Below are 26147 nucleotides of genomic sequence, written 5' to 3' on the forward strand. Positions count from 1 at the left end.
GACAATCTAATTGCATGGCAGGACACGTGGACTGCGCTGTAATCAGCAAAATGACAAACGGCAACCTTCGGGTTGCCGCTTTTTTTCATCGTAAAAATATCGGGCCCGATCTACCGATGAAGCTTCCCGTGGTCCCGCAGCCACGCCGCGGTGCGCATAATCCCCTCATCCAGCGTCACAATCGGTTTATACCCTAGCTCATTCTCCGCACGCGAAATATCCAGCGTGAAGTCAAAGTTAAGTTTAGAGACGCCGTAATGCGTCAGCGCAGGCTCTTTGGCTGATTTACTGCCAAAGCGCTCCATGCTGCGGGCAATCATATCCAGCATTGGATAGGGAACAGAACGGATACGGCAGTCGATCTGCAACTCGTCAATTAAGCGCTGCACAATGCTGCGCAGCGTGCACGGTTCGCCGTTGGTGATGTTGTAGGCGCGACCGGAGGTAAGCTTATCGCAGTTCGGCTGGCTGGCCAGCCACATGGCGTGAACGGCATTTTCGTAATAGGTCATATCGACCAGCGCATCGCCGCCGCGCGGCAGCAGCACGCTGCCGTAGTGGTGCATCATCTGCGCCAGACGCGGAATAAACACCTTGTCGTGCGGCCCGAACAGGCTCTGCGGACGCAGGACCGTAAAGCGGGTATGCGGGTTTGACTGCGCCAGCAGGTCGATGACCTCTTCGCTGGCCGCCTTGCTGCGGGCAAACTCGCAGGCAAAGCGAGCAGGGCGGAAATCTTCCTGCACGTCACGATGGTGGTGATAGTCGAAATAGAGTGACGGTGACGAGATATGAATAAAGTTACGCACGCCCCAGGCAACGGCCCATTCACCCAGACGGCGGGTAGCCCGCACGTTGGCGAGATCGAAGGCTTCCTGGGTCCCCCACGGGGAGGTAAAACTGGAACAGTGCCACAGCGTGTCGATACCGGCGAGCATCACCTTCGCCTGCGAGGAGACGAGCTCCGTCAGGTCGGCATGGACGAACTCTGCGCCCATTTTTTGCAGCAGTTTACCCATCGCTTCGTTGCGACCGGTAGCCCTGACGCTGATGCCCTTGTTGCGCAGAAATTCGACCGCATTTCGGCCTAAGCCGCTGGTCGCCCCGGTAACCAGTACCTTCATATCAATCCACTGTGTTGAAAAGAATTTCGTGCGCATTCTTTCGTGAATTACGGCGCTATGCAATGGGAAAGGTGAAAGAAAGAGAGTTTTATTTAGATCTTTTCCGTCTTTTGTTCTGCCAGTTGCGCAATGCGTTTCGCCATCCCCCGGAAGATAAACAGGTGGGCAGGGATCATCAACAGCCAGTAGAACAGACCCGGCATTCCGTGCGGATGCCACCAGGCGCGCACGTCCAGTTCACGATAATCCCCTTTGTCTTTCAGGGTAAAGCAGAGCCGGCCCAGCCCCGGGGCCTTCATACCGAACAGCAGCGCCAGCTGTTTTTCCGGCTCGACGATGATCGCCTTCCAGCTGTCGACCGCGTCGCCCACCGCAAGATACGGGCGTGCCGGACGGCCTTTTGCCAGCCGGTGGCCCACCAGCTGGTCCATCGCCCCGCGCGTTTGCCAGAGGATATTACCGAAGAAATACCGTTCTTTGCCGCCAATCTGGTTCACCACTTCCCACAGAGCGGCCAGGCTGGCGTTGGTTTTCACCGTGCAGCCCGCCTGTTTCGGGTAATAGCCGTACTCCGGGCGCCAGCGGGCAAACGCCTGAGCGTCGTAACCCCAGTCGCTGGAGTTCACCAGCTGTTCTTCTTCCTTGAGCGTTTTGCGCACGGCATCGTCAAAGCGGCTCAGCTCCTGGGGAATTAAGGCGCGCAGCTCGCGATCGTCCGCCAGTAAATCGTGCTTCAGCCCCTGTATAAGCGCTTTGGCGGTCGTCGGCGGCACGGAGGTGATCACATTCAAAAACCACACCGAAATCCAGCGGGTCGGGAAGGGGATGGGGATCAGCCAGCGGCGGCGTCCGCTGACGTGCATGAAATGTTCGAACTGCTCCTGATAGCTCAGGACTTCCGGGCCTGCCGCCTCCAGCACGCGGTGTTGCTCCGCCGGGCGATCCAGCAGGGCTATCAGATAATGCAGCAGGTTCTCCAGCGCAATCGGCGTGGTGCGCGAACGCACCCAGCGCGGCGGCGTGAGTACCGGCAGGTTGTAGACCATATCGCGCATCACTTCGAAGGCGGCGGAGCCTGCGCCGACGATGATCCCGGCGCGCAGTTCGGTGACGGGGATATTCGCCCCGCGCAGGGTTTCAGCCGTCAGCTGGCGGGCGCGCAGGTGATCGGACTGCTCGCGTTCAGGCGCCTGGAGCGAGCTTAAAAAAATGACCTGCTTAACCGGGTTTTGCAGCAGCGCATCGCGAACGTTCATCGCCACCTGCCGCTCGTGGGCGATGAAATCCCCGCCTTCGCCCATGCTGTGCACCAGGTAGTAAAGCGTATCGACCCCTTCCAGCAGGGCGGGAAGTTCCTTCGGCCAGTTGAGGTCAACGTTGTGGCAGGTGACGCCAGGCAAACCGAGTTTTTGCAGGCGTTCGGTGTTGCGTGCCGCAGCCAGCACCTGGTGTCCCTGCTGGCTTAACGCCGCGGTGAGATGCTGACCGATGTACCCGCTGGCGCCGAGCACCAGAATGCGTTGCGGCACGTGATGCTCCTTATCGCTGTAAAAACGCCTGCCAGTGTTTAACCACGTCCGCCAGCTGTTCGCGGCTCACGTCGAGATGCATGACCAGGCGCACGACAGGTGAGGCGTTGATCAGCACGCCACGTGATTTCATAAATTCGCCAAGCGCAGCGGCGCGATCCTCGCCCACGCGGACGAACAGCATGTTGGTGTCGTGGCGCATCACGTCGGCGCCAATCTCGCGCAGCTGCGCCGCCATCCACGCGGCGTTGTCGTGATCGTCCTTCAGACGCGCCACGTTGTTTTTCAGGGCATACAGCCCAGCAGCCGCCAGAATACCCGCCTGACGCATCCCGCCGCCGGTCATTTTGCGCCAGCGGTTGGCGCGCTTGATGTAGTCCGTATTGCCAACCAGCAGTGAACCTACAGGCGTGCCCAGTCCTTTTGACAGGCAGATAGTGAACGAGTCGCAGTATTGCGTAATCTCTTTCAGCTCGCAGCCATACTCCACTACGGCGTTAAAGATACGCGCGCCGTCCACGTGCAGGCCGAGTTTACGCTCGCGGGTAAATTCCCACGCCGCCTTCAGGTACTCGCGCGGCAGCACTTTGCCGTTGTGGGTGTTTTCGAGGCTGAGCAGTTTGGTGCGGGCGAAGTGAATATCGTCGGCTTTGATTTTCGCCGCGACTTTATCGAGCGGCAGGGAGCCGTCCGGCGCGGCGTCAATCGGCTGCGGCTGAATGCTGCCGAGCACGGCCGCACCGCCGGCTTCGTAGAGATAGTTATGCGCGCCCTGGCCGACGATATACTCTTCACCTCGCTCGCAGTGGCTGAGCAGCGCGACCAGGTTCGCCTGTGTGCCTGTCGGCATAAACAGGGCGGCCTCCTTGCCGCTCAGTTCTGCCGCATAGCGCTGCAGTTCGTTTACCGTTGGATCGTCACCGTAGACGTCGTCCCCGACCGGAGCGGTCATCATCTCTTCGAGCATGGCCCGACTCGGGCGGGTAACGGTATCACTGCGTAAATCAATCATTTCACATCCCTTTAATTTAAGAGGTCATGCGAAATGTTTTACCTGAGCCAGTTGGTTTTTGCCAGTTCGATCACCTCGTCGCCTCGGCCGCTGATGATTGCGCGCAGCATGTACAGGCTAAAGCCTTTGGCCTGCTCAAGCTTGATCTGCGGCGGGATCGCCAGCTCTTCTTTGGCGACGACGACATCCACCAGCACCGGGCCGTCTATGGAGAAGGCGCGCTGCAGGGCTTCATCCACCTCGGAGGCTTTCTCCACGCGAATACCGGTGATGCCGCAGGCCTCGGCGATGCGCGCGAAGTTGGTGTCGTGCAGCTCGGTACCGTCCGTGAGATAGCCTCCGGCCTTCATCTCCATCGCTACGAAGCCCAGCACGCTGTTGTTAAATACCACGATTTTTAGCGGGAGCTTCATCTGTACTACCGACAGGAAATCCCCCATCAGCATGCTAAACCCGCCGTCGCCGCACATCGCCACCACCTGACGCTCCGGCGCCGTGGCTTTTGCGCCCAGCGCCTGCGGCATGGCGTTGGCCATCGAGCCGTGGTTAAACGAGCCGAGCAGGCGACGCTTGCCGTTCATCTTCAGATAGCGTGCCGCCCAGACGGTTGGCGTGCCCACGTCGCAGGTAAAAATGGCGTCGTCGTCCGCGAAATGGCTGATTTGCTGCGCCAGGTACTGCGGGTGAATGGCTTTGTCGCTTGGTTTTGCGAGGTCGTCCAGCCCCTTGCGGGCATCGCGATAGTCGCTTAGCGCCTTATCAAGGAACTTGCGGTCGGTTTTCTCTTCCAGCAGCGGCAGCAGGGCGGAAAGGGTGGATTTGATATCGCCCACCAGCGCCATATCGACCTTGCTGTGCGCGCCGATGCTGGCCGGGTTGATATCAATCTGAATGATTTTGGCATCCGTCGGGTAGAACGCGCGATACGGGAACTGGGTACCAAGCAGGATCAGCGTGTCGGCGTTCATCATGGTGTGGAAGCCTGAAGAAAAACCGATCAGTCCGGTCATGCCAACATCGTAGGGGTTGTCGTACTCGACGTGCTCTTTGCCGCGCAGGGCGTGGACAATCGGCGCTTTCAGCTTTCCGGCAAATTCCAGCAGCTCCTTGTGCGCGCCAGCGCAGCCGCTGCCGCACATCAGGGCGATATTGCTGGAGTAACGCAGCAGCTGCGCCAGCTTTTTCAGCTCCTCTTCTGCTGGCGTGACGACGGGCTGCGGGGCGTGATACCAGTGAGTGCTTGCCCCTTCTGGCGCAGCCTTGAGGGCCACATCGCCCGGAATAACGACCACAGAAACGCCGCGATTCAGCACGGCTTTACGCATGGCGATCGCCAGCACCTGAGGGATCTGCTCCGGGGATGAAACCAGTTCGCAATAGTGGCTGCATTCACGGAACAGCTCCTGCGGATGCGTCTCCTGAAAATAGCCGCTGCCGATTTCGGACGAGGGGATGTGGGCGGCAATCGCCAGCACCGGCACGTGATTGCGGTGGCAGTCGAAGAGGCCGTTGATCAGGTGCAGGTTACCCGGCCCGCAGGATCCGGCGCAGACGGCCAGTTCACCCGTAAGCTGCGCTTCAGCGCCTGCGGCGAAGGCGGCAACCTCTTCATGGCGGGTCGGCATCCATTCGATGGTCTTCATCTTGTTGAGGCTGTCGCTGAGTCCGTTCAGGGAGTCGCCGGTGACGCCCCAGATACGTTTTACGCCAGCCTGTTCGAGCGTTTTCGCTATATATGCAGCCACGGTTTGTTTCATGGTTGTCCGTCTCCTTTTTGTGATAACGCTTACAAGCTTAGAAGAAAGTCTCCGTATTGCCCGTCGCATCCCCACAATTAAAAGGTGCTTTTCACGCGCAATTATTCGGCATAATCTGGGAGTGTCTCAGTTAAAACAGGAATAATTTCAAATGGTTAAATCATTGTTAATTGCTGTTAATGAAAAGCTATCATGCGACGATCTTGGCAAACTCTTGTTACGACTTGCCGTCGGCGGGCTGATGCTTTTTCATGGTTTGCACAAGCTTTTTGGCGGCGTGGGGTTTATCAGCGGCATGCTGGTGGAAAAAGGGCTGCCGGGATTTATCGCCTACGGCGTGTTGGTTGGCGAAGTCGTGGCACCGATCCTGATTATTGTCGGGCTGTTTACGCGCCCGGCCGCGCTGGTGCTGGCGTTTACGATGATTGTGGCGTGGCTGATGGTGGGAATGGGTGAAACGTTCGCCCTTGATAAGGTTGGGGCATGGGCGATTGAAAGCCTGGTGTACTTCTTTATCGGCTCGCTGGCTGTCGCGTTTTTAGGGGCAGGGCGGTTTGCGCTGGGTAAAGCGCCCGCGTGGCGGTAAAATTGCAGGTCGGGTAAACGCAGTACCGCCCGGCAAAAAAGCCCGGTAGCGCTGACGCTTACCGGGCCTACGAACGAACGTTTATCGTTTATGCAAGGACCAAATCCCCCTGCGGATGGCACGAGCACGCCAGCACGTAACCCTCGGCAATTTCCGCGTCGGACAGCGTCATGGTGCTGGTGACGGTGTACTCACCGGAAACCACTTTGGTTTTACAGCAGCCACACACGCCAGCACGACAGGCAGCCGCTACCGGCACCTTGTTGCTTTCCAGCGCCTCCAGCAGCGTGGTCCCCACGCGGCCAAAGAAGGTCTGGGCAGGCTGCAGTTTGGTGAACCTAACGCCGCTGCTTGCCGCTTCCGCCACCGGCGTGAAGAACTGCTCTTTGAAGAAGCGGGTTACGCCAAGCGCTTTCACTTCTTCTTCCACGATAGCCATGTACGGCGCCGGGCCGCAGGTCATCACCGTTCGGTTCGCAACATCCGGCACGCTTTGCAGCAGCTCGCGGCTCAGGCGACCGGGCACAAAACCGTGAGTTGCGTTGTGCTCAGCCACCAGCGTCACCGGATATTCACGCCACTCCTCGGCGAAAATCACATCTTCCGGGGAACGGACGCTGAAGATCGCCTGCACGTCGGCCTGCGGGCGGTTCTTCGCCAGCCAGCGGCGCATTGACATAATCGGCGTTACGCCACAGCCCGCCGCCAGCAGCAGGAATTTATCGTCAGCTTTGTCGTCACAGGTGAATTCCCCCTGCGCGTCGGACAGCCAGATGTAATCCCCGCGCTTCACGTCCTGCGTCAGCCACTGGGAGCCCGCGCCGTCGTCAATGCGGCGGACGGTGAGCGTAATGTATTCGCTCACGCCCGGCGTCGAGGAGATCGTGTAGGCGCGCAGGGTGTCCGCCGAATTGCGAATGCTGACCAGCGCATACTGGCCTGCACGATATGGATAGTAGTCATGGCACAACAGCGACAGCGTCCACACATCCGGCGTCTCCTGATGGATGTGATGAACCTGCATCCGCCACGGGCATTGTGAGGTTGGCATGGTCATGAATCCCTCCTTACGCGCTCAGCAGCTGCTTCATATCGTCTTCAACGTTGGTCACGGAACGCAGACCGAATTTCTCGTTCAGCACGGCCAGCAGGTCCGGCGTCAGGAAGCCTGGCGCGGTCGGTCCGGTCACGATGTTGGTGACGCCAAGAGAGAGCAGGGTCAGCAGGATGACAATCGCTTTCTGCTCGAACCACGAGAGCACTAGCGACAGCGGCAGGTCGTTCACGCCGCAGCCCAGTTTCTCCGCCAGGGTGACCGCCAGAATGATGGCCGAGTAAGCATCGTTACACTGGCCCGCATCGATCAGGCGCGGCAGACCTTCGATGTCGCCGAAGTCCAGCTTGTTGAAACGGTATTTGCCGCATGCCAGGGTCAGGATCAGGCAGTCTTCCGGCACGCTGGTGGCGAAATCGGTGAAGTAGTTACGCTCGCCGCGCGCGCCGTCGCAGCCGCCGACGAGGAAGATGTGGCGCAGCTTTTCACGGCTGACGAGATCGATCAGCGAATCAGCGGCACCCAGCAGGGTTTCACGACCGAAGCCGACGGTAATAAGGTGCGGAATTTCGCTGTACGGGAAGCCCGCCATCTGCTGCGCCTGGGCGATAACCGGACCGAAATCGTCACCTTCAAGATGGCTCACGCCCGGCCAGCCGACGATGCTGCGGGTCCAGATGCGGTCATCGTACGCGCCGACGGTCGGGTCGATGATGCAGTTAGAGGTCATCACGATAGGGCCAGGGAAGCGGGCGAACTCCACCTGCTGGTTCTGCCAGCCGCTGCCGTAGTTACCGATGAGATGCTTAAATTTACGCAGCTCCGGGTAGCCGTGCGCGGGCAGCATTTCACCGTGGGTATAAACGTTAACGCCGGTGCCTTCGGTTTGCTTCAGCAGGTTGTAGAGATCTTTCAGGTCGTGACCGGAAATCAGGATGCACTTGCCTTCGGTAGCCTTGACGTTGACCTGCGTTGGCGTCGGGTGGCCGTAGGTGCTGGTTTCACCGGCGTCCAGAATGCTCATCACCCTGAAGTTCATCTGGCCGATTTCCATTGAGCACTCAAGCAGGGCATTCATATCGGCAGGCCAGGTGCCCAGCCACGCCATGATTTTGTGGTACTGCGCATAAATCTCATTGTCGTACTGACCCAGAACGTGCGCGTGCTCCATATACGCCGCAGCGCCTTTCAGGCCGTACAGGCACAGCAGGCGCAGGCCGAGAATGTTCTCCCCAATCGCCGCTTTGTCTTTGTTCGGGGTGAATTCTGCCGCCTGGCGCTGGAGGTCGCCGAGATCGTCGCTGACCAGCTGAAGTTCTGACATCGGGTTTTCCACGCGGGCGCTGGCATCCGCCTTCAGACACTGTGCCTTCAGCGCTTCACGCAGGGCAATCGCTTCGCGGGCGTAGCCGACAATGCGCGGAGAGTCGAAGTTAACGTTGGTCAGCGTGGAGAAAAACGCGCGCGGGGCGAAGCTGTCGACGTAGTGGTCGACTATGCCGTATTCGCGGGCTTTGAACGCCCAGGCGGAAAGTCCTTGCAGAGCCGCAATCAGCAGGTCCTGCAGGTCAGATGTTTCTGCGGTTTTGCCGCACATACCCTGTGCGTAGGAGCAGCCGTTGCCTGCCGGGGTACGGATGGTTTGTTCACATTGCACACAAAACATAATCACACCTGTTAAAGTTATATTTGATATACATGTTTAAGGTTATGCTCGTGCCGGAACGGTGAAAAGGGCTTTCTGCTACAAAATAGAGGGAGATTGATTTAGCGCAATTTTGGCGGCAGGAAACCTACCGCCAAAGAAGTATCAGGCTGAGAAAAAGGCCATCAGAACCGGAACCAGCAGGCTTAAAATGAAGCCGTGAACGATAGCCGCGGGCACCATCTCCAGCCCCCCGGAGCGTTGTAATACCGGCAGGGTAAAGTCCATCGACGTCGCACCGCACAGGCCCAGCGCGGTAGAACGACTGCGGCGAACCAGGCTCGGGATCAGCATGATGGCGATCAGCTCTCGCGCCAGATCGTTAAAGAAGGCGGCGCTACCGATCACCGGGCCGAATGATTCAGTAAGCAGAATACCGGAGAGGGAGTACCAGCCAAAACCTGACGCCATCGCCAGGCCGGTTTTCAGCGGCAGATCGAGCACAAAGGCATTAATGACGCCCGCCACCATGGAACTGGCGACAACAATGACGGCAACCATCATTCCCCGACGGTTCAGGACAATTTGCCTCAGGGTCATGCCATTATTTCGCAGCTGAATACCAATCAGGAACAGCAGGAAGATCAGCGTATATTCACTGGCCTCTGTCGCGTGCTGTAAAAAAGCCCAACCGGTCAGCCCAAGAAGAAAGCCGAGCACCACGACGCCGCATAATTTTAATGATTCAAGCGCCATTGCAATTCGTGAAGGAAGCTTTTCCTGATGATGGTGATTTTTCCATGGAATAGTGCGTTCCAGCCACAGCAGTGCGGCAATATTGCACAGCAAAATAACGACTACGGTGACGACAGAATAATGGAGAATTGAGAGTAAATTCGCTGACAGGTTGTCCAGAAATGCCAGGCTAATCCCCATAAAGAAAAGAATCACGTAGACAATCCAGCTGAGGAATCGATTAATGAGCCTTAATGCGGATTCACGATGGAGCGGAATAAGATAGCCCACGATCAAGGGCAACAAAATGATGAGGAGTCCTGAAAACATGAACAGCCGGTCCTTTTTGAGTATCGGTTAAGCGCCAGTGACACTACCCAATAAAGGCTGTTCAGTAAAGCGACAAAAGAAAGCCGGGTAGCGGCTACGCCTTACCCGGCCTACAATTGCACTCTCACGTAGGTCGGGTAAGCGTTAGCGCCACCCGACACCGCGAGCAATTAATCGCGTTTTTCCAGCAGGGTGCGGTACAGCACGCCGCCCAGGATACCACCGATAATTGGCATCACCCAGAACAGCCACAGCTGCTCGAGCGCCCAGCCGCCCTGGAAGATGGCGACGGCGGTACTGCGTGCCGGGTTAACGGAGGTGTTGGTGACCGGAATAGAAATCAGGTGGATAAGCGTCAGCGCCAGACCAATGGCAATCGGGGCAAAACCAGCCGGCGCATGTTTGTCGGTTGCGCCGTGGATCACCAGCAGGAAGCCGGCGGTCAGCACAATTTCAATCACGATGGCAGACAACATGGAGTAGCCGCCCGGAGAATGCTCGCCGAAGCCGTTAGAGGCAAAGCCGCTGGCCGCCGCGTCGAACCCGGCTTTACCGCTGGCAATCACGTACAGAACGCCAGCCGCAATAATACCGCCAACCACCTGCGCCACAATATAACCAATTACCTCTTTCGCCGAAAAACGACCGCCGGCCCATAAACCTAACGTCACGGCCGGGTTAAAATGACCGCCGGAAATATGCCCGACGGCAAACGCCATGGTTAATACGGTTAAACCAAAAGCCAGCGCGACGCCGACAAAACCAATGCCTAATTCCGGGAATGCTGCTGCCAGAACGGCACTACCGCAGCCACCAAATACCAGCCAGAATGTACCAAAGCATTCTGCTGCCAATTTTCTAAACATAACCACCTCAAAAATTTTCCGCACGCTTTCCCGCGCGCGGGATATATCGCCATAAAGGGATGACGACTCGAAGAGCCCGTATTTTAGAAACCAACAACATCCCTTCGCCACTTAAATAAATTCGATTAATTTGATTTAAGGCAATGTGATGTCAATCCTTGTTCAAATCAGCGGTAAATAGAGCATAGACCAATTCTTGTAAGGGTGAATGTTATGCTGTCGTGACAGAGCACCTCCCGCTATACTGCTGATAACTTGAAGGAAAAAGTGATCATTTGTCGGGGGATTTATGCTTCTCGAACGTGTGGAAATTGTCGGGTTTCGCGGTATTAACCGCCTGTCACTGCAGCTGGAGCAAAACAACGTCCTGATCGGCGAGAACGCGTGGGGCAAGTCCAGCCTGCTGGATGCATTGACGCTACTGCTTTCGCCCGAGGACGATCTGTATCACTTTGTTCGCGACGATTTCTGGTTTCCCCCCGGCGACGTGACGGGGCGCGAGAAGCACCTGCACATCATCCTGACGTTCCGCGAATCCGAGCCCGGACGTCACCGCGTGCGTCGCTTCCGCCCGCTGTCACCCTGTTGGGTGCCGTGCGATGACGGTTTTCAACGGATTTTCTACCGGCTGGAAGGTGAGATGGCGGAGAACGAGGGGGTACTCACCCTGCGTGATTTTCTCGATGAGAAAGCTAACCCCATCCCGCTGGACAATATCGACGATCTGGCCCGTCACCTGATCCGTCTGACGCCTGTGTTACGCCTGCGCGATGCGCGTTTTATGCGGCGTATTCGTAACGGTACCGTACCCAATATGCCGGAAGTGGAAGTCACCGCCCGCGAGCTGGATTTTCTGGCAAGAGAGCTGGTGTCGCGTCCGCAGAATCTTACTGATGGTCAAATTCGTCAGGGGTTGTCCGCAATGGTACAGCTTCTGGAGCACTATTTTTCCGAACAGGGAACGTCTGAGTCGCGCCATCGCCTGATGCGCCGCCGCTCTCATGATGAGCAGCGAAGCTGGCGTTATCTCGACATCATTAACCGGATGATCGACCGGCCCGGAGGTCGTACCCATCGGGTGATTCTGCTGGGGCTGTTTTCAACGCTTCTGCAGGCCAAAGGCACCGTTCGTCTTGACCGGGACGCCCGACCGCTGCTGCTGGTGGAAGACCCGGAAACGCGCCTCCATCCCATCATGCTCTCCGTGGCATGGCATCTGCTGAATCTGCTGCCGCTCCAGCGTATTACGACCACCAATTCCGGGGAGCTATTATCGCTGACGCCGGTAGAACACGTCTGTCGCCTGGTGCGTGAATCCTCCCGCGTCTCTGCTTTCCGGCTTGGGCCGGGCGGTTTGAACGCGGAAGACGGGCGGCGCATCGCGTTCCATATTCGCTTTAACCGGGCGTCGTCGCTCTTTGCCCGCTGCTGGCTGCTGGTTGAGGGGGAAACGGAAACCTGGGTCATCAACGAACTGGCGCGCCAGTGCGGCCACCATTTTGATGCGGAAGGCATCAAGGTAATCGAGTTCGCCCAGTCGGGATTAAAGCCGCTGATAAAATTTGCCCGCCGGATGGGTATCGAGTGGCACGTTCTGGTCGACGGCGATGAGGCGGGCAAAAAATATGCCTCGACCGTGCGAAGCCTGCTGAGTAACGAGCGAGAGGAAGAGCGCGACCATTTAACTATGCTGCCCGCCATGGACATGGAACACTTTATGTATCGTCAGGGGTTTGACGACGTATTCCACCGAATTGCCATGGTGCCGGTCGATGTCCCGATGAATATGCGGCGCGTGATCGCCAAAGCTATTCATCGTTCCTCAAAACCGGATTTAGCCATTGAAGTGGCGACGGAGGCGGGGAGGCGGGGCGTGGAGGCGGTACCGACCCTGTTGCGGAAGATGTTCTCCCGCGTGCTGTGGCTGGCTCGCGGGAGAGCGGATTAACGTTGGGTCGCCTGTTTCACCTGCTGAATCAGGCTATCCAGCAGCTCGTAGCGGCGGCGATATTCGGAACGCTTTTTGCTGGCGATCTCTTCCATCGGTTTACGCGGCATGACGAGCGGCAGCATAAAGTTACCGCTGTCCTGCTTTTCACCGCCGATGGAGATCCAGAAACTGTCGTAATCGGCCAACAGTTTCCCCTCTTTTTTCTTGCGGTAGCGCCAGCTGCGGTAAATGTGCGTATCGTTACTGACCGCGACAATTTGCTCTACCGGGAACGCGGCGCCGAGGGTCATGGCGGCCTCGACCAGCAGACGTTTCGGGAACAGGCCATGGCAGGCTTTCGTCGCACCCTGGATCAGCTCATGCGGAACATGCGCTTTTGCGCCCTGCAAACCGCCAATGAACAGCGTCGATTTTCCCTCAAACTGGCAGAGGGTAAAGGTCATCTCCGCCAGCGCCGTATTTTGACCGTCACAGAAAACGAGGGTAGCTTCTCCCTCTTTATCCATAAACGCATCGGCACACAGACGGACGGTAAATTGCTGTTCATCTTTTCCGGTTAAGGTCAGCAGAGTCACGCCCTGCTTTGAAAGGTAACCACTGGTCAGCTTTGCCGGCAGCTGGCGACACATCATCTGATAGTGCCATGACAGCGATTCCAGCGTACGCTGTCTATCCATATTGACCGTCAACCACGGACGATGAAGGCGGCAGGGCAGTCCCGGCTGAACCTGGAGCATTTGCATCAGGTGCGGATGTTCTGCAAGGTCAGACAGCAGGCGAGCGGTGCTGAGCGGTGTCGCCAGTGAACGCAGCATGAACTTACGTCTGTAGGCGGTTTTTTCCCATGCCAGCCCGGGCGCGATCTCACCGAAAGCCAGTTTTTTGAAGAGCTGCCAGCCGGATTTAGGCTGCGGCAGGTTTGAAAGTGATGTGTCGACGATAGAAGACATGGTAGATCCTGATCCTTTTGGAATATCGCTATTTCAACAGGAGAAATGTCAACGTCTCGTAAACAAATTAGGGCGATTTCAGAGAACAGGGGTTTCGTTGAGGAGTCGTTTAGATAGAATCAACATTTATAATTGCCAGAACATTTATTTGGAATATTTATGAATCTCAAGGGAAAACGCAGAACGCTGTTTCTGCTGCTGGCGGTCGTGGTTTTAGTCGGTGGGTACTGGCTATGGCAGGTGCTGAATGCGCCGGTGCCGCAGTATCAGACACTGATTGTTCGCCCGGGCGAACTGCAGCAAAACGTCCTTGCGACGGGCAAGCTTGACGCTTTGCGCAAGGTTGACGTCGGCGCGCAGGTTAGCGGCCAGCTGAAAACGCTGTCGGTTGAGATTGGCGATAAGGTGAAAAAAGGCCAGCTGCTCGGCGTTATCGACCCTGAGCAGGCTGAGAACCAGATCCGCGAGGTGGAAGCCACGCTGATGGAGCTGCGCGCGCAGCGTGCGCAGGCGCTGGCAGAACGTAACCTGGCGCAGGTGACGCTGACCCGACAGCAGGCGCTGGCCAAAACCCAGGCGATTTCGAAGCAGGATTTAGACACGGCCACCACGGAACTGGCGGTGAAACAGGCGCAGATTGGCACGATTGACGCGCAAATCAAGCGCAATCAGGCCTCGCTGGATACGGCAAAAACCAACCTCGACTACACCAAAATCGTCGCGCCCATGGCGGGTGAAGTGACCCAGATCACTACGCTGCAGGGCCAGACGGTGATTGCCGCGCAGCAGGCGCCAAACATTCTGACGCTGGCGGACATGAGCACTATGCTGGTCAAAGCCCAGGTTTCAGAGGCGGATGTTATCCATCTTAAGCCGGGACAGAACGCCTGGTTTACGGTGCTGGGTGATCCGCAGACGCGCTACGAAGGCGTGCTGAAAGACATTCTGCCGACGCCGGAAAAAGTTAACGACGCTATTTTTTACTATGCCCGCTTTGAGGTGCCAAACCCGCAGGGCGTGCTGCGTCTGGACATGACCGCACAGGTGCATATCCAGCTGACCGGCGTGAAGAACGTGCTGACCATTCCGCTCTCCGCGCTCGGCGAATCCGCCGGGGATAGCCGTTATAAAGTGAAAGTGCTGCGCAACGGCGAAACGCGCGAGCGTGAGGTTGTGATAGGCGCGCGCAACGACACCGACGTGGTGGTGGTGAAAGGACTGGAAGAGGGCGAGGAGGTTGTTGTCAGCGAAAGCCTGCCCGGAGCCGCCAAATGACGGCGCTGCTTGAGCTGAAGGACATTCGTCGCAGCTATCCGTCGGGCGACGGCCCGGTGGAGGTGCTGAAGGGCATCTCCCTGCGCGTGGAGGCGGGCGAGATGGTGGCGATTGTCGGGGCATCGGGTTCCGGTAAATCGACGCTGATGAACATTCTCGGCTGTCTGGATAAACCCACCAGCGGCACGTACCGCGTGGCCGGAACGGATGTCTCCACGCTGAACGGTGACGCGCTGGCGAAGCTGCGCCGGGAACATTTCGGCTTTATCTTCCAGCGTTACCATCTGCTTTCTCATCTTAATGCGGCGCAGAACGTTGAAGTTCCGGCGGTCTATGCGGGCGTCGAGCGGAAAAAACGGCTCGAACGCGCGCAGATGCTGCTGACGCGTCTGGGGCTGGCGGAGCGGGTTGAATACCAGCCCTCGCAGCTGTCCGGCGGGCAGCAGCAGCGCGTGAGTATTGCCCGTGCCCTGATGAACGGCGGGCAGGTGATCCTCGCGGATGAGCCGACCGGGGCGCTCGACAGCCATTCCGGCGAAGAGGTGATGGCGATCCTGCACCAGCTTCGCGATCGGGGGCACACCGTCATCATCGTGACCCACGATCCGCAGGTGGCGGCGCAGGCGGAGCGCATAATTGAGATCCGCGACGGCGAGCTGGTCAGCAACCCGCCGCCGCGTGAGTCCAGAGCAGCGGCATCTAAAGAAGCGTTGCCAGCATCAACCGGCTGGGGACAATTTTCCAGCGGCTTTCGTGAAGCGCTGACCATGGCCTGGCTGGCGATGGCGGCCAATAAAATGCGTACCCTGCTGACGATGCTCGGCATCATCATCGGTATTGCCTCGGTGGTGTCGATTGTGGTGGTGGGCGACGCGGCCAAGCAGCTGGTGCTGGCAGATATCCGCGCTATTGGCACCAATACCATTGACGTCTATCCCGGCAAAGACTTCGGGGACGACGAGCCGCAGTATCAGCAGGCGCTGAAATACGACGACCTGGCGGCCATTCAGAAGCAGCCATGGGTCAACTCCGCCACGCCTGCGGTGTCGCAGAACCTGCGCCTGCGCGTGGGCAATGTTGACGTGGCAGCCAACGCGAACGGCGTGAGCGGAGACTACTTCAACGTCTACGGTATGACCTTCAGCGAAGGCGCCACCTTCAACGCCGAGCAGCTGGCGGGCAGGGCGCAGGTGGTGGTGCTGGACGCGAATTCGCGCAGACAGCTCTTCCCCAATAAAGCCAACGTGGTGGGCGAAGTGATCCTGGTCGGCAACATGCCTGCCACGGTTATCGGCGTGGCGGAAGAGAAGCAGTCGATGTTTGGCAGCAGCAAGATCCTGCGCGTCTGGCTGCCCTATACCACCATCTCCGGGCGGATTATGGGGCAGTCCTGGCTCAACTCCATCACCGTGCGCGTGAAGGAGGGCTACGACAGCGCGCTGGCCGAACAGCAGCTTGAGCGGCTGTTAACCCTGCGCCACGGGAAGAAAGATTTCTTCACCTGGAATATGGACGGCCTCTTGAAAACGGCGGAAAAGACCACACGTACTCTTCAGCTGTTCCTCACGCTGGTGGCGGTGATTTCGCTGGTCGTCGGCGGTATCGGGGTGATGAACATCATGCTGGTGTCGGTAACCGAACGTACCCGGGAGATTGGCATCCGCATGGCGGTCGGGGCCCGGGCCAGCGACGTGCTGCAGCAGTTTTTGATTGAAGCCGTGCTGGTGTGTCTGGTCGGCGGTGCGATGGGGATTGCGCTCTCGATGATGATCGCCTTCGCGCTTCAGCTCTTTTTACCCGGCTGGGAGATTGGCTTCTCGCCGGTGGCCATTATTACCGCATTCTTGTGTTCAACCTTTACCGGCATTTTGTTTGGCTGGTTGCCCGCCCGCAACGCGGCGCGGCTGGATCCGGTGGACGCGCTGGCTCGGGAATAACCCGAAAATAAAAATGCCAGCCGATCGGGCTGGCATTTTGACTGCGGGATGTACACAATAAAACAGAGAGCTATGCAACCGTCTCAGCTTCAATGGGGACGATAAGGCTGGCATGATTGCCTTTTGGTCCCTGGTGAACATCGAACCGGACGGACTGCCCGGCTTTGAGCGTTCTGTAACCATCCATCTGAATGGTGGAATAGTGAGCGAAGATATCCTCGCCGCCGCCTTCGGGGCAGATGAAGCCAAACCCTTTGGCGTTGTTGAACCACTTAACAGTACCCATTTCCATGCTTCGACATCCTTCGTAAATCTTATAAGTTAAGATGGAATGAACCGGTGGTGGAGTGGGGGCTGTTCAAAACCTCGCCATCTCACGCTTGTACAATTTAGAGAAACGAAAGAAGTCGTCAAGCGTTTGGCGCTGGAGATGGGACAATAATCAACCAAAGTTTGAAGCAGTTAACGCTATTGCAACAGTTTGTGACAGACATCGCGGATGACAGTAATAGATGATTGTTATCTAACATCTGAGGTAGATTCAAAGTGGTTATGCATAATGGGTAAGACCAACGATTGGCTGGATTTTGACCAGCTGGCGGAAGACAAAGTGCGCGACGCGCTAAAACCGCCATCTATGTATAAAGTTATGTTAATGAACGATGATTACACGCCGATGGAATTTGTTATTGACGTGCTACAAAAGTTCTTTTCTTATGATGTAGAACGTGCAACGCAACTGATGCTTACCGTTCATTATCGTGGCAAAGCTATCTGCGGCATCTTCACAGCCGAAGTGGCGGAAACCAAAGTGGCGATGGTGAACGACTATGCGAGGGAGAACGAGCATCCGTTGCTGTGTACGCTGGAAAAGGCCTGATAAGGCATAAAATTGGGGGAGGTGCCTATGCTCAATCAAGAACTGGAACTCAGTTTAAACATGGCTTTCGCCAGAGCGCGTGAGCACCGACATGAGTTTATGACCGTCGAGCATTTACTGCTCGCACTGCTTAGCAACCCATCTGCCCGCGAAGCGCTGGAAGCCTGCTCCGTGGATCTGGTGGCGCTACGTCAGGAACTCGAAGCCTTCATCGAACAAACCACACCGGTGCTGCCAGCCAGTGAAGAAGAGCGCGACACGCAGCCGACGCTCAGCTTCCAGCGCGTGCTGCAGCGCGCGGTATTCCACGTCCAGTCTTCCGGGCGTAGCGAAGTGACTGGCGCAAACGTCTTAGTCGCCATCTTCAGCGAGCAGGAGTCACAGGCTGCCTATCTGCTGCGCAAACACGAAGTCAGCCGCCTCGACGTGGTTAACTTTATTTCTCACGGAACGCGCAAAGACGAGCCTAACCAGGCATCGGATTCCAGCAATCAGGTCAATAACAATGAAGAGCAAGCAGGCGGGGAGGATCGTATGGAAAACTTCACCACCAACCTTAACCAGCTTGCTCGCGTTGGCGGTATCGACCCGCTGATTGGTCGCGATAAAGAGCTGGAGCGCGCGATCCAGGTGCTGTGCCGTCGCCGCAAGAACAACCCGCTGCTGGTGGGGGAGTCAGGCGTGGGTAAAACCGCGATTGCCGAAGGGCTTGCCTGGCGCATTGTGCAGGGCGACGTGCCGGAAGTGATTGCCGACTGCACCATCTACTCGTTGGATATCGGCTCGCTGCTGGCGGGTACGAAATACCGCGGTGATTTTGAAAAACGCTTCAAGGCGCTGTTGAAACAGCTGGAGCAGGACACCAACAGCATCCTGTTTATCGATGAAATTCACACCATCATCGGGGCAGGTGCGGCCTCCGGTGGCCAGGTGGATGCGGCTAACCTGATCAAACCGCTGCTCTCCAGCGGCAAGATCCGCGTGATTGGCTCCACCACCTACCAGGAGTTCAGCAACATCTTTGAGAAAGACCGTGCGCTGGCGCGCCGCTTCCAGAAAATCGACGTGACCGAACCGTCCGTCGAGGAAACGGTGCAGATCATCAACGGCCTGAAGCCGAAGTACGAAGCGCACCACGACGTGCGTTATACCGCGAAAGCGGTGCGTGCGGCGGTGGAGCTGGCGGTGAAATACATCAACGACCGTCATCTGCCGGATAAGGCGATTGACGTGATTGATGAGGCCGGGGCGCGTGCGCGCCTGATGCCGGCCAGCAAGCGTAAGAAAACCGTTAACGTGGCGGATATTGAGTCCGTGGTGGCCCGCATCGCGCGTATCCCTGAGAAGAGCGTCTCTCAGAGCGATCGCGACACGCTGCGCACCCTCGGTAATCGCCTGAAAATGCTGGTCTTTGGTCAGGATAAAGCCATTGAGGCCTTAACCGAAGCGATCAAGATGGCCCGTGCCGGACTGGGGCATGAGCACAAGCCTGTCGGTTCCTTCCTGTTTGCCGGCCCGACCGGCGTGGGGAAAACCGAGGTAACGGTTCAGCTTTCCAAAGCGCTGGGCATTGAGCTGCTGCGCTTTGATATGTCCGAGTATATGGAGCGTCACACCGTCAGCCGTTTGATTGGTGCGCCTCCGGGCTACGTGGGCTTTGACCAGGGCGGCCTGCTCACCGACGCGGTGATCAAGCACCCGCACGCGGTACTGCTGCTCGATGAAATCGAGAAAGCGCACCCGGACGTGTTCAACATCCTGCTGCAGGTGATGGACAACGGGACGCTGACCGACAACAACGGGCGCAAAGCTGACTTCCGCAACGTGGTGCTGGTAATGACCACTAACGCCGGGGTGCGAGAAACCGAGCGTAAGTCCATCGGCCTGATCCACCAGGATAACAGCACCGATGCGATGGAGGAGATCAAGAAGATCTTCACGCCGGAGTTCCGTAACCGTCTGGACAACATTATCTGGTTCGATCACCTGTCTACCGAGGTGATCCATCAGGTCGTGGATAAGTTCATCGTCGAGCTGCAGGTACAGCTGGATCAGAAAGGCGTGTCGCTGGAAGTGAGCCAGGAGGCTCGAAACTGGCTGGCCGAGAAAGGCTACGACCGTGCGATGGGCGCCCGTCCAATGGCGCGTGTAATTCAGGACAACCTGAAGAAACCGCTGGCGAACGAGCTGTTGTTTGGCTCGCTGGTGGACGGCGGCCAGGTGACCGTGGCGCTGGATCAGGCGAAGAACGAACTGACGTACGATTTCCAGAGTGCGGCGAAGCACAAGCCGGAAGCGGCTCACTGAGTGAGTGGAAGGCTAATGTTAGAAACCGGGCATTTGCCCGGTTTTTTTATTCCTGCTTTTCTCCCTCTCCCAGTGGGAGAGGGTCGGGATGACGGCATCAGGCCGCAGAGGAATTTTGCGAGGCGCTTTCCACTTTTGTTCGACGTTGGTTTCTGGATAAATCCACAGTAATAAAATGGCGGCGAACCTGCAAATCAGGTGTCAGGACTGGCATCCTGTAAGTGTATGAATTGACAATCTTACGTGCACACCTAAACGTATGTTATTGCCTGGAGCCGGTCTATAAGACGTAAAATACGGGCTCACAGAATCAATTTTTGGTTATAAATACAGCCAAGACCCACTAAATGCTGGCTCACAACCCGGGCTCCATAGTTATGACACTGTAATGACCATGGATGGGCTTTCAGCCAGGCACCAAATGCAGTGCAGGGTGCAAGCGTAATCAAAGCAGGTTCCGCTGTACTTTGCTGTCCGGTTAGTAGGCCAATCATCTTGCATCTCTTGCCATTATCCCAGCGCTCCCATACATTCTTCCACCATCCCATTTTCCAGCTGCCAGTCAGGTAAAATGACTTTTCAGAGAGCATGGCGTTTTCAGGCTTTTCAGACACAAACCACAGATTGGTTTTTCCGCGGCGAACCTCTGTTGACCAGGCCGTAATTGCACCGCCACGCAAGACGCACTCATGCGCGAGATAATGATCGGTTACACCCGGGAACCGTCGTTTTAATCGCTGAAAATGACTGTGTATGGTTATGACAGGACGGACTATGCTTCCCCGGTCGTTTCGCTTAAGTTCGGCGCTACCGTACTGAATTTCATCAAACTGACTCCGCGTCAGAAATTGCTTCTCTTGTTCACGAATAAGATCAACATCGCTCGACGGTAATATCGCAGAAGGGTTGGGCTGTGAGCTTTTATAGAGCAACGAATCGCCTGCCTTCCAGTCGCAATAGTTGGTTGTTATTTGAATTATTTTGCCGGAGTCAGCATCGGCACTGATCACAACATACAGTTTTTGCCTCGCAGAATGACCCTGAAACGGTAGAACCATTGTGGTCGTTGACACCCTTGTTAGCGCAGGGAATGAAACATGCAGATCGTGCTCGAACCCGTTAACCGCTTGCGCAAGGACCCTTTGATTTGTCGTTTCACCAGAGTGCACCCCTTGTTCGAGCCGGGAAAGAAGGGTGATATTTTTATCCTGGCATTGAGCATTGTCATAGTGTGGAGTAAACACATAGCGGCAGGTACAACATTGAAGGCGTGGGGTTCTGGCTTTTGTGTATCCATAGTGAATGATGCGAGTTGTAAAACAGCGAGGACAACCTTGTCCTGTATTTCCCAATTTTTGTTGCATGAAGTGTCTGAACCACTCGTCACATTCTTTTTTATTAAACAAGGGCGGAAGGCTGCCACATTTTTGACATTCAAGAGCAGCGTAGCCGAGACGATAAACAGGAACAACATAATCACTCGCATCGGGTATTCCAAGATTAGGGCATGACCAGCTTTTACAAACATTCAGGTCTATTTTTGGAGCGCATTCCATGCATATCACCAACTGATTTTGTGAGTCGATGATTTTCACGCCTCTCTTTTTGATATGCCGTGAGAAAGTTCACAAAATCTGTTTTTTGCTAATCGATAATGAAACTCTTCTTTTAATTAGAGAGTTGAAATATGAAAAAAACAGTAATCGCAGTTTTATTATTGTCGGGATATGCTTCGCTAAGTCCAGCGCAGGACGTTACCGTCATTTATACTAATGATCTACATGCCCATGTTGAGCCTTATAAACTCCCCTATGTTGCAGAGGGAAAAAGAGCTGTGGGTGGCTTTGCAAATATTGCAACATACGTTAAGCAAGAAAAGAAAAACAATAAGGCTACTTTTTATTTCGATGCTGGGGATTATTTTGCCGGCCCGTATATCAGTAGCCTGACAAAAGGGAAGGCAATCATAGATATTATGAATACAATGTCATTTGATGCTGCGTCTGTCGGCAATCATGAGTTCGATCATGGTTGGGATAATACGCTTATACAGCTCAGTCAGGCTAAATTCCCGATACTGTTAGGGAACGTCTTTTATAAAAACAGTAATGTCCTCTTCTGGAATAATCCTTATACCATCATCGAAAAGGATGGCATTAAAATTGGGGTTATTGGGTTGCACGGCGTGTTTGCATTCGATGATACCGTTTCTTCGTCAATGCGTCAGGGGATTGAAGCGCGTGACGAGGTGAAATATCTCCAGCATTATCTGGATGAACTCCGTGGAAAAGTGGATATTACCGTTGCACTTATGCATGAAGGTTTCCCTGCACGCCAGTCCAGTATCGGCAATACAGACGTGAAGCGCGCCCTTGATAAGGATATTCAGACGGCGAAGCAGGTGAAGGGCCTGGATATTCTGATTACCGGACATGCGCATGTTGGAACAGTGGAGCCGCTCAAAGTAGGCAACACGTTGGTACTTTCGACTGACAGTGGGGGGATTGATATCGGTAAGCTGGTTCTCGATGTGGATCTAAAAACGCATCACCATAAAATAAAAAGCTTCGAACTTAAAACCCTGTATGCCGATGAATGGAAACCCGATCCGGCAACTCAGAGCGTTATTGATACCTGGAATAAAAAACTGTCCGAAACGGTTCGCCAAAAAGTTGGTGAGACGCCTGTTACGCTTACGCGCGCCTATGGTGAGTCATCTTCACTTGGAAATTTATTTACCGATGCAATGCTTGCTGCAGCGCCTGATGCGCAGCTGGCGCTCACTAATTCAGGTGGTCTTCGCGCAGACTTGAATGCCGGTCCGATAACCCTTGGCGATGTTATCAGCGCTTTTCCGTTTCCAAATGAGCTAACTGTCATGGATTTGAAAGGGAAATCCTTACGCAATCTTATGGAACACGGAGCGTCACTTACAAATGGTGTTTTGCAGATGTCGAAAGGACTGGAAATGCGATACGACCAACATAAACCTGTTGGGCACCGCGTTGTGCTATTTACGCTTAATGGCAAGCCTATTGTAGATACTGATACCTATCGCGTAGCGACAAATAGTTTCCTTGCCCCTGGGGGCGATGGTTTTACCGCATTTATCGATGGTCAGAACAAACAGGTAAAAGGTGGGTATAACCTTTCTGATGCGGTTATTGATTATCTGGTAAAAGGAAATAAGATCATTCCCCAACAGGTGAAAGAAATGCGTGTAAAAGAAGTTGAACAGTAATACTTAATAACAGGTGAACAACATGGCAATTACCTATCTTGGAATGGATCTCGCGCCTGCAAATAACCAGCTTGCAGTATATCTGAAGTTTAGAATTGATGAAGCGGTAACATATTCCTATACAGTTCTGGGAAGATTAACTAGCGCATCAAGTTTAGATTTTACGTATTCATCAAATGACATTATCTCTCTATCTGAGGTAAAAATTCCGGTTATTGGACTGTACGCAAACTATCTTAATCAAGTGCAGGTTGTTTTTAAAAACCTTAGCGGAGTGGAAATTTTTAATCAAACCATTCAGGTAAGCACACAGGAACAAGTCTATCGCGATGCGACAATATTCCATATCGATATTGAGCAAATGGATCCCACTAAGTTTGCGGCCGTATGGGGAAACAGTTGGTTAATGACCACCAATTGTGATGGTTACGACCAAAATGGCGATCTTCGTTGCTATTATGCTCAGCCCTATCGTAATCAGATGTTAAAAACGCATAATGGTTATTTCTATATCGGCAGTGATGAAGATGAACACTGGTATGGCCGACGTTTTTTTAAAATTGATATTTTAGGCAATGAGATTCTGGAATTTGATTTACGTGACCGCGATGGCAACCGCTATGCTAATACCCACGATCTGATCTGGGATTCAGCCGGTAATCTCTTCATGATTGGTAATGATAACCCGGATCGTTCGACCAATACGATGAGGCAGGATGCATCAATTCTAAAATTTGATGAAAAGACAGGCATGATGCTGTGGGCAAAAAATTATACGCGTGCATTCGATAATACGCAGATCCTGAATAATAGCCCGACAAACGATGCTCACCTTAACTCGCTTTCCTGGATCCCCGAGGGTGAAGCAAACTCTGAAGCGATTGTTGTCCATACTCGCTCTGCAGGCCTGACGTTTGGTATTTCTCCTGCCGATGGTACGATATTATGGAGTATTAATACCGGTGGATTTAACCCTGGTTTCGCAGCGGGGCAGGGCGTTACGCAGATAGAAACTTCCGGTATTACGAATTTTGAAAATGGTGCTCATACCGTATTCGTCACTAAAAATAGCGCTTTTGCTGGGTTAAACAATGAGGCCGAAGGCAAATTCGTTCTTTCGCTATTTGATAATCGCTCCTGCGTTGATAATGAAGGAAACGCGGTTACTCGTGATATTACTCTTGATCCAACGGCTGATGTTTACAAAACCGATCCTGCAAGGGTCATGTTCTATGCTGTTGATCTGGTTGCCAAAACAGCAACTCAGACAGGTAGCATTATCCAGTTACCTTCCTCTCGCGTTCCTCAAATCACTGATTTTATGGGGGCTGCAATCGATTATGGTGACTACTATGGCATCTACACCAACCACGCTCGCTCTTTCTTTATCAGTGATGCGACAGGCCATATTATTGCCACAATCTACGATCTGATTTGTACTCTGGATGGCTATCCCGAGTTCCCAGGAGAGTGCTATCGGGCAAGGTTGTTTGCGAAAGACGAGCTTGATGCTTTGATAAATATAGGTTACCAGGTGGCAAACGGCTGAAAGCATAGCGAGACACAGCCATTTAAGGACATTGCGGCTGCTAATGTCGGTCACTTTCAGTGGCTGGCATTGCTGTCGAACAGACAGCCCTGAGGCTGAATCGAATGGTCAAATAATCGCCTGCAGCACAAAAAAGTAAGGCCGGGAAAATCCCGGCCTTATTTAATATTCATCTGCCATTACAGGCGAAAACAATTAGCGACTACGGAAGACAATGCGGCCTTTGCTCAGGTCGTACGGGGTCAGTTCAACAGTCACTTTGTCGCCCGTCAAAATGCGGATGTAGTTTTTGCGCATTTTACCGGAGATGTGCGCAGTTACCACGTGACCGTTTTCCAGCTCTACGCGAAACATGGTATTAGGCAACGTATCAAGTACGGTACCCTGCATTTCAATATTGTCTTCTTTGGCCATCTAATCCTCTGGGGTATCACTACCAAGTTTTGAACCGGCAAGATAATGCCGAAATTCATCAATTAAGTAAAGAATTGCGCGATTAAAACGCAGCAAAACAGTTTCGGCGCATTGCCCAAGCGTCACGGTACAACCGAACAGGAAGCGCATTCGTAAAGGGGAGACAACAGGATAAACGTCAGGACGTTATCTGAAGCGAGGGTCCCAAACGGCGGCGGGGCAACAGGCAGAAGCTACTCTGCGGCATAATTATAACACCCTCACAAAAAATATGCGGAAAACATTTAGGCATTGGGCATAAAGAGCGTTCTCGGTATCCAGAAGTCGCGGGGGAGCTTCTCCTGACGGCTGACATCCAGATGCTCAATGTACTGGCGTCGCGGGATCTCAACGGCACCGAGAGAGGCCGTGTGCTCGTTGAGCACCTGACAATCGATCAGGCGTCCGCCGCGCTGGGCAAATGCCTGGCAGAAGACAAGCAGCGCCGTTTTCGAGGCGTTAACCGCGCGGGAGAACATCGACTCACCGCAAAACAGCGTGCCCTGCGCCACGCCATACATGCCGCCGACGAGTGCTCCGCCGTCCCACACCTCGATTGAGTGGGCGTAGCCAAGCTCATGAAGCTGGTGGTAGGCGGTAATAATATCGCGGGTTATCCATGTTCCCTCAAAGCGGTCTTCGGCACAGCCTTCAATGACCTGACCAAAGGCGTGATTAAGGGTGACGCGGTACGGTGATTTTGCATGGAAACGCTTCATGCTGCGGCTCAGGTGAAACTGATCTGGCCACAGCACGGCGCGCGGATCGGGAGACCACCATAAAATCGGATCGCCGGGAGAAAACCAGGGGAAGATACCGCGCTGGTATGCCATCAATAGTCGAGCAGGACTGAGGTCACCGCCAAGGGCCAACAGCCCATTGGGCTCACGCAGCGCCCCTTCCGGAGAAGGGAACGCGATGTTATGACGAGAAAGCTGGACCAGGCGCATGACAGCAAAACTCCAG

The 26147-nt window shown here is 54.9% G+C and carries 21 protein-coding genes; 8 read left to right on the forward strand and 13 right to left on the reverse strand.

Features of this window, described 5'->3' with window-relative positions:
• Positions 1 to 110: 110 nt before the first annotated feature.
• The 4 genes from FOY93_RS07430 to poxB all read right to left on the reverse strand — a co-directional run bounded on the left by FOY93_RS07430 (position 111) and on the right by poxB (position 5422).
• Positions 111 to 1124, reverse strand: a complete 1014-nt coding sequence (locus FOY93_RS07430; RefSeq protein ID WP_143344879.1) for a 3-beta-hydroxysteroid dehydrogenase — start codon at positions 1122 to 1124, stop codon at positions 111 to 113.
• 92 nt (positions 1125 to 1216) lie between these two features.
• Positions 1217 to 2653 (reverse strand): SDR family oxidoreductase, encoded by a 1437-nt coding sequence (locus FOY93_RS07435; RefSeq protein WP_143344880.1) that lies wholly within the window; start codon positions 2651 to 2653, stop codon positions 1217 to 1219.
• A 10-nt stretch (positions 2654 to 2663) separates the two neighbouring features.
• Positions 2664 to 3665, reverse strand: a complete 1002-nt coding sequence (gene ltaE / locus FOY93_RS07440) for a low-specificity L-threonine aldolase (RefSeq protein WP_143344881.1) — start codon at positions 3663 to 3665, stop codon at positions 2664 to 2666.
• A 38-nt stretch (positions 3666 to 3703) separates the two neighbouring features.
• Entirely contained in the window at positions 3704 to 5422 is a 1719-nt protein-coding gene (poxB, locus tag FOY93_RS07445; protein ID WP_126302814.1) for a ubiquinone-dependent pyruvate dehydrogenase, read from the reverse strand.
• A 151-nt stretch (positions 5423 to 5573) separates the two neighbouring features.
• On the opposite strand from poxB, the gene FOY93_RS07450 reads away from it, so the two are divergent.
• Positions 5574 to 6008, forward strand: coding sequence for a DoxX family protein (locus FOY93_RS07450; protein ID WP_115874615.1), 435 nt, complete (start codon positions 5574 to 5576; stop codon positions 6006 to 6008).
• Between the two features lie 88 nt (positions 6009 to 6096).
• Here the strand turns inward: FOY93_RS07450 and hcr are convergent, their stop codons facing one another.
• From hcr to aqpZ, 4 genes are all read right to left on the reverse strand, one after another.
• Positions 6097 to 7065, reverse strand: coding sequence for an NADH oxidoreductase (gene hcr / locus FOY93_RS07455; RefSeq protein ID WP_133294081.1), 969 nt, complete (start codon positions 7063 to 7065; stop codon positions 6097 to 6099).
• A gap of 10 nt (positions 7066 to 7075) precedes the next feature.
• Positions 7076 to 8728, reverse strand: a complete 1653-nt coding sequence (gene hcp / locus FOY93_RS07460; protein WP_033145071.1) for a hydroxylamine reductase — start codon at positions 8726 to 8728, stop codon at positions 7076 to 7078.
• 144 nt (positions 8729 to 8872) lie between these two features.
• Entirely contained in the window at positions 8873 to 9772 is a 900-nt protein-coding gene (locus FOY93_RS07465; RefSeq protein WP_111963907.1) for a LysO family transporter, read from the reverse strand.
• 170 nt (positions 9773 to 9942) lie between these two features.
• Positions 9943 to 10638 carry an aquaporin Z gene (gene aqpZ, locus FOY93_RS07470; protein ID WP_133294083.1) on the reverse strand — a complete coding sequence of 232 codons (696 nt, stop codon included), beginning with the start codon at positions 10636 to 10638 and terminating at the stop codon, positions 9943 to 9945.
• Positions 10639 to 10927: 289 nt separating this feature from the next.
• Here aqpZ and FOY93_RS07475 point away from each other — a divergent pair, with 289 nt between their 5' ends.
• Entirely contained in the window at positions 10928 to 12586 is a 1659-nt protein-coding gene (locus tag FOY93_RS07475) for an ATP-dependent endonuclease (protein WP_115874620.1), read from the forward strand.
• On the opposite strand, the gene FOY93_RS07480 is transcribed toward FOY93_RS07475, so the two are convergent.
• The gene (locus FOY93_RS07480; RefSeq protein ID WP_111963909.1) at positions 12583 to 13539 is read right to left on the reverse strand and encodes a VirK/YbjX family protein; all 957 of its coding nucleotides are present in this window, start codon (positions 13537 to 13539) and stop codon (positions 12583 to 12585) included. The genes FOY93_RS07475 and FOY93_RS07480 overlap by 4 nt on opposite strands.
• 159 nt (positions 13540 to 13698) lie before the next feature.
• Between FOY93_RS07480 and macA the strand changes: the two genes are divergently transcribed.
• Both macA and macB read left to right on the forward strand, forming a co-directional pair.
• Positions 13699 to 14814, forward strand: coding sequence for a macrolide transporter subunit MacA (gene macA / locus FOY93_RS07485; protein ID WP_127730241.1), 1116 nt, complete (start codon positions 13699 to 13701; stop codon positions 14812 to 14814).
• The gene (gene macB / locus FOY93_RS07490) at positions 14811 to 16751 is read left to right on the forward strand and encodes a macrolide ABC transporter ATP-binding protein/permease MacB (protein WP_133294085.1); all 1941 of its coding nucleotides are present in this window, start codon (positions 14811 to 14813) and stop codon (positions 16749 to 16751) included. The genes macA and macB overlap by 4 nt, the downstream gene beginning before the upstream one ends.
• A 70-nt stretch (positions 16752 to 16821) precedes the next feature.
• On the opposite strand, the gene cspD is transcribed toward macB, so the two are convergent.
• Entirely contained in the window at positions 16822 to 17043 is a 222-nt protein-coding gene (gene cspD / locus FOY93_RS07495; protein ID WP_008499993.1) for a cold shock-like protein CspD, read from the reverse strand.
• 267 nt (positions 17044 to 17310) lie between these two features.
• Between cspD and clpS the strand changes: the two genes are divergently transcribed.
• Both clpS and clpA read left to right on the forward strand, forming a co-directional pair.
• Positions 17311 to 17631: an ATP-dependent Clp protease adapter ClpS gene (clpS, locus tag FOY93_RS07500; RefSeq protein ID WP_006174393.1), complete on the forward strand. Its 321-nt coding sequence runs from the start codon at positions 17311 to 17313 to the stop codon at positions 17629 to 17631.
• Between the two features lie 27 nt (positions 17632 to 17658).
• Positions 17659 to 19938, forward strand: a complete 2280-nt coding sequence (gene clpA / locus FOY93_RS07505; RefSeq protein WP_014831269.1) for an ATP-dependent Clp protease ATP-binding subunit ClpA — start codon at positions 17659 to 17661, stop codon at positions 19936 to 19938.
• Positions 19939 to 20240: 302 nt separating this feature from the next.
• Here clpA and FOY93_RS07510 read toward each other — a convergent pair whose 3' ends face one another.
• Complete coding sequence (locus tag FOY93_RS07510; RefSeq protein WP_133294086.1) at positions 20241 to 21533, reverse strand: hypothetical protein; 1293 nt, start codon at positions 21531 to 21533, stop codon at positions 20241 to 20243.
• A 92-nt stretch (positions 21534 to 21625) separates the two neighbouring features.
• Here FOY93_RS07510 and FOY93_RS07515 point away from each other — a divergent pair, with 92 nt between their 5' ends.
• Positions 21626 to 23179: a bifunctional metallophosphatase/5'-nucleotidase gene (locus FOY93_RS07515; protein WP_143344882.1), complete on the forward strand. Its 1554-nt coding sequence runs from the start codon at positions 21626 to 21628 to the stop codon at positions 23177 to 23179.
• A gap of 22 nt (positions 23180 to 23201) precedes the next feature.
• Positions 23202 to 24728: an aryl-sulfate sulfotransferase gene (locus FOY93_RS07520; RefSeq protein WP_143344883.1), complete on the forward strand. Its 1527-nt coding sequence runs from the start codon at positions 23202 to 23204 to the stop codon at positions 24726 to 24728.
• 195 nt (positions 24729 to 24923) lie between these two features.
• On the opposite strand, the gene infA is transcribed toward FOY93_RS07520, so the two are convergent.
• Positions 24924 to 25142 carry a translation initiation factor IF-1 gene (infA, locus tag FOY93_RS07525; protein WP_002211347.1) on the reverse strand — a complete coding sequence of 73 codons (219 nt, stop codon included), beginning with the start codon at positions 25140 to 25142 and terminating at the stop codon, positions 24924 to 24926.
• A 284-nt stretch (positions 25143 to 25426) separates the two neighbouring features.
• The gene (gene aat / locus FOY93_RS07530) at positions 25427 to 26131 is read right to left on the reverse strand and encodes a leucyl/phenylalanyl-tRNA--protein transferase (protein ID WP_143344884.1); all 705 of its coding nucleotides are present in this window, start codon (positions 26129 to 26131) and stop codon (positions 25427 to 25429) included.
• Positions 26132 to 26147: the final 16 nt, after the last annotated feature.

It is taken from the genome of Enterobacter sp. 18A13, from assembly GCF_007035975.1.
Classification (GTDB): Bacteria; Pseudomonadota; Gammaproteobacteria; order Enterobacterales; family Enterobacteriaceae; genus Enterobacter; species Enterobacter vonholyi.